The sequence below is a fragment of the Streptomyces sp. NPDC046900 genome, from assembly GCF_040644975.1.
Lineage (GTDB): Bacteria > Actinomycetota > Actinomycetes > Streptomycetales > Streptomycetaceae > Streptomyces.
In genome coordinates, this window is sequence record NZ_JBEYXD010000195.1 from 1 (window position 1) to 3,604 (window position 3,604).

4 protein-coding genes and 4 pseudogenes are annotated in these 3,604 nt (G+C 68.3%); 4 read left to right on the forward strand and 4 right to left on the reverse strand.

What is annotated here, in order from left to right:
• Positions 1-46: 46 nt before the first annotated feature.
• Positions 47-929, reverse strand: a pseudogene (locus ABZ904_RS50440) (PP2C family protein-serine/threonine phosphatase); the annotation flags it as partial.
• A gap of 7 nt (positions 930-936) precedes the next feature.
• Here ABZ904_RS50440 and ABZ904_RS50445 point away from each other — a divergent pair.
• Positions 937-1,549, forward strand: a pseudogene (locus ABZ904_RS50445) (transposase); the annotation flags it as partial.
• Positions 1,550-1,624: 75 nt separating this feature from the next.
• On the opposite strand, the gene ABZ904_RS50450 reads toward ABZ904_RS50445, so the two are convergent.
• Together ABZ904_RS50450 and ABZ904_RS50455 are read right to left on the reverse strand one after the other, a co-directional pair.
• Positions 1,625-1,693: a DUF6368 family protein gene (locus ABZ904_RS50450; protein WP_361004493.1), complete on the reverse strand. Its 69-nt coding sequence runs from the start codon at positions 1,691-1,693 to the stop codon at positions 1,625-1,627.
• A gap of 34 nt (positions 1,694-1,727) precedes the next feature.
• A pseudogene (locus tag ABZ904_RS50455) lies at positions 1,728-2,258 on the reverse strand (DUF6368 family protein); the annotation flags it as partial.
• A gap of 69 nt (positions 2,259-2,327) precedes the next feature.
• On the opposite strand from ABZ904_RS50455, the pseudogene ABZ904_RS50460 reads away from it, so the two are divergent.
• The 3 genes and pseudogenes from ABZ904_RS50460 to ABZ904_RS50470 form a co-directional block, all read left to right on the forward strand.
• Positions 2,328-2,600 (forward strand): annotated as a pseudogene (locus ABZ904_RS50460) (transposase); the annotation flags it as partial.
• Between the two features lie 107 nt (positions 2,601-2,707).
• On the forward strand, positions 2,708-2,923 hold the full coding sequence (locus ABZ904_RS50465) for a hypothetical protein (RefSeq protein WP_361831002.1): 216 nt from the start codon (positions 2,708-2,710) through the stop codon (positions 2,921-2,923).
• Between the two features lie 82 nt (positions 2,924-3,005).
• Positions 3,006-3,242 (forward strand): hypothetical protein, encoded by a 237-nt coding sequence (locus ABZ904_RS50470; protein ID WP_361004496.1) that lies wholly within the window; start codon positions 3,006-3,008, stop codon positions 3,240-3,242.
• Here the strand turns inward: ABZ904_RS50470 and ABZ904_RS50475 are convergent.
• Positions 3,229-3,604, reverse strand: a 376-nt coding sequence (locus ABZ904_RS50475; protein WP_361830996.1) for an aldo/keto reductase, incomplete at its 5' end; no start/stop codon positions are given. The genes ABZ904_RS50470 and ABZ904_RS50475 overlap by 14 nt on opposite strands.

Here is a 3,604-nt window from a genome sequence, read left to right on the forward strand (position 1 = left end):
CCCGACCAGCAACGGCAACGACTGACAAGACCAACTGAAGACTGGGTCAGGACTCAACCGCCCAAAGAGGGTCACGATTCAGCCGCCGTCGACAAGCTCTCCGCTGTCCAACCCTCTGGTCGGGAGCGTCACACCTGGCCGTCGCCGTGCTCGGTGCCCGAGTGCGCGTCGTCCAATCGTCCCGCTGGCGCCGTGATGCCGCGTGACGGTGATCTTCTGGTGCTGCTGCTGGAGTGGATGCTGCCAGTGCTGGCCGGATCAGGCCGGCCAGGTCCAGGGTCTCTGCCTGGCGTTCTTGCATGCCGTCGGTGTAGAGGACCAGGCGGTCGCCCGCGCGCAGATCGAGGTCCTGGACGCGGTAGGTGCCTTGTGCGGGGACGCCGAAGGGCAGATTGATCTCCAGATGGACTTCGTCGACGGCGCCGCCGCGCAGGCGCAACGGCCAGAGGTGGCCGGCGTTGACGAGGTGTGCGCCGCTGCCGTCCAGGGCGATACGCAGCAACTGGCCGGTGGCGAAGGTGTTCCGGCCATGGTCGAGCAGGGCCTGGTGGGCCTGGCCGGCCTGCTCCGCCAGCCCGGGCCCCTGCGCGGCGGGCGCAGCGCGAGGCGTTGACCAGGAAGGTGGTCATGAGGGCGGCGTCGACGTCGTGGCCCATGGCGTCGGTGACCGACACATGCAGGGTGTCCCGCTCAAGCGTGTAGTCGTAGGTGTCCCCGGCGATCTCGTCGGCGGACACCAAGGCTCCCGCCAGAACGAACTCGGCCGCCTCGCAGCAGGAAGCCGAGGGCAGCAACTGACGCTGGATCTCGGCGGCCAGGCTCATCGCTGTGGTGCGCCGGCCCCAGTGGTACAGGTCGGTGGAGCGGCGGTCGGTGACGATGATGTAGGCCAGCGCGTGCGCGGCCTGCTCGACCTGCTCCAGCACCTCCTGCGTCGACGCCAAGCTGGACCGCATCGAGGAGGTGCTGGAGCGTTTCCCGGACCGTGTATTCGCGTTCGACGAGTTCGGGCCACTCGGCATCCGGCCCACCGCCGGGTCATGCTGGGCCGAGCAAGGCCGGCCCGAACGGCATCCCCCGACCTACCACCGCACCCACGGGGTGCGCTACTTCCACGGCTGCTACTCGATCGGCGACGACACCCTCTGGGGCGTCAACCGCCGCAAGAAGGGCGCCGCGAACACGCTGGCCCCGCTGAAGTCGATCCGGACCGCCCGCCCGGACGGCGCCCCGATCTACGTCAGCCTGGACAACCTGTCCGCCCACAAAGGCGTCATAATCCGTCGCTGGGCGAAGAAGAACAAAGTCAACCTGTGCTTCACCCCGACTATGCGTCTTGGGCCAACCCGCTCGAGGCCCACTTCGGACCACTGCGGCAGTTCACCGTCGCCACCTCCAACCACCGCAACCACACCACGCAGACGCGCGCCCTGCACGCCTACCTGCGCTGGCGGAACACGAACGCGGCCACCCCGACGTGCTGGCCGCCCAACGGCGCGAGCGCGCCCGCATCCGCAGCGAGACGAGCATCCGCTGGGGCGGCCGACCCGCTCTCGCCGCATGGTCAGGCAACCTGGCGAACGTTCCCGGTCACAGCACCACCTTTGCGGCGGATCTGTCTGGGCTACTTGACCAGCCGGAAGGGAGGGTGTCCGACCCAGGCCCGCAGGAACTCCGCCGTTCCCAGCACCATCCAGTCGTCGTCCGCGATCCCCAACACCCCCCGGAAGGCCAGCGACGACCGACACCTGTCCGTCCAGCAGTTCGGCTTTGGCCACGCCCCCGATGACGTCCATGACAGCGGCGGTCAGCAGGGCCGTGGCCACGTGGTCGACCTCGCGATTGCAGCCGGCGCTGACATTGACGGCATGGGTCGGCCTGAAGCCGAGGATGGCCTCCACCTCGGGCTCGCCCGCGTGCTCAGCCTCGAAGATGCTCTCGTCGCCCACACCCGGCCCCATCAAGTAGACAAGGAAAGGCCGACGCCAGTCCTCGCGCTGCGGATTGAATCCCACCAGGGCCGTGAGCTCCTTGTCCGCGGAGGTGTTGCCAAGGAGTGGAAGCGGGAACGGCTTTCGCCAGTCCTCCTCCCGCCTGTCCTCGACGCCCAGTCGCTCTGCGGGCACGTTGACGTCGAAGAACCCGGGCCGCTTCTCGTCGAAGCGGGAGGAGAGCCCCACCATCAACGCGCGGAACTCCCGCAGCTCAGCCAGGGAGAGCGGCTCCGCCAACTCGATCACCAACGTCGGACCAGACATGCTGGGAGCCTAGTTTGATCGGCTCCGCCACCGCTCAAAATTACGGCAGCAGACAAAGAGGACAACTCGATGGTGACAGCGGGGATCGACCCGCACAAGCACGTCCATGTCGCAGTGGCCGTCGACGCTGACGGCAGGCGGCAGACCAGGCCGTTGACCGTCAAGAACGATGCGAACCTGATCGGCGTCCTGCTCAAGTGGATCCGCACGACCGCCGACGGTGCCCCCGTCACCTGGGCCATTGAGGACGGCCGTGGCTTCGCCCGCCGCCTCGCCGACGGTCTGCTGCTGGCCGGCCACGAGGTGGTCTGGGTCCCCACCCGGCTGATGGCCGCGCACCGCAAAACTGCACGCCCCCACCGGCTCGAAGTCCGACCCCGTCGACGCTGCCGCGGTCGCCCACGCCGCGATCGCCCCCCGGCCTGGACCGTCACCGCATTGATCGCCGCGTGCGCGAGCCGCGCATTCTGGTCGACTCACGGGCCGACCTCACCCGACGCCGCACCATGGCAATCAACCAGATCAAGGCATACACGCACCTCTGGCGCCTCACCCGCAAGTCCGGCATGACCTCGCTGACGGCGCTGTTGGGCACCACGGACCTGAGCGCCCACATCCGCCGGGTGCTGATCGAGATGATCACGGAAATAGACGAGCTGAACTAAGAGGCCGCGCGGATAGGCGGCGTGTGGCCCCGACGGCGAGGTGTGGCTGAATGCGCCACTGGTCACGAAGTAGGGGCACTCCGTGACCAGTGGGGAGATCTGTGCCCGTTCTTCCAGCCTGCTGACCGACCCGCTCTGGGGTGAGTTCGAGGCGCTGCCCGAGCGGCCCGCGGTCGAACCGTGCCATGCGCTGGGCTGCCACCAGCCCTGCATCAGCGACCGGATCGTGTGGGGCAAGCTGTTGCGGCTCCTGCGGCGCTTCAGCTGTTGCTACCCAGGCCGTTTCCGGCACGCCCTGCCTGTCTTCAGGACTCGATGAAACCGGCTGCCGCGGTGTCGTAACGTTCCCCGGCGGCCACGCCGGGTGGGAAGGCGCTTTCGAGTTCGCGCAGGTCTGCGTCGGCGAGGGTGAGCCTGGTGGCCGCGAGGTTCTCTTCGAGGTAGCCGACGCGACGAGTGCCGGGGATGGGGACGACGTCATCTCCCTGGGCCAGGACCCAGGCCAGTGCGACCTGTCCGGGGGTGGCGTCCAGGCGCTGGGCGATGGCCTTCACCGATTCCAGGAGTCCCAGATTGCGGGCGAGGTTCTCGTCCTGGAAGCGTGGCAGCCGTGCCTTGCGCACGTCGTTGTCGGCAAGGTCACCGGTCGAGGTGATGGTGCCGGTCAGGAACCCGCGCCCC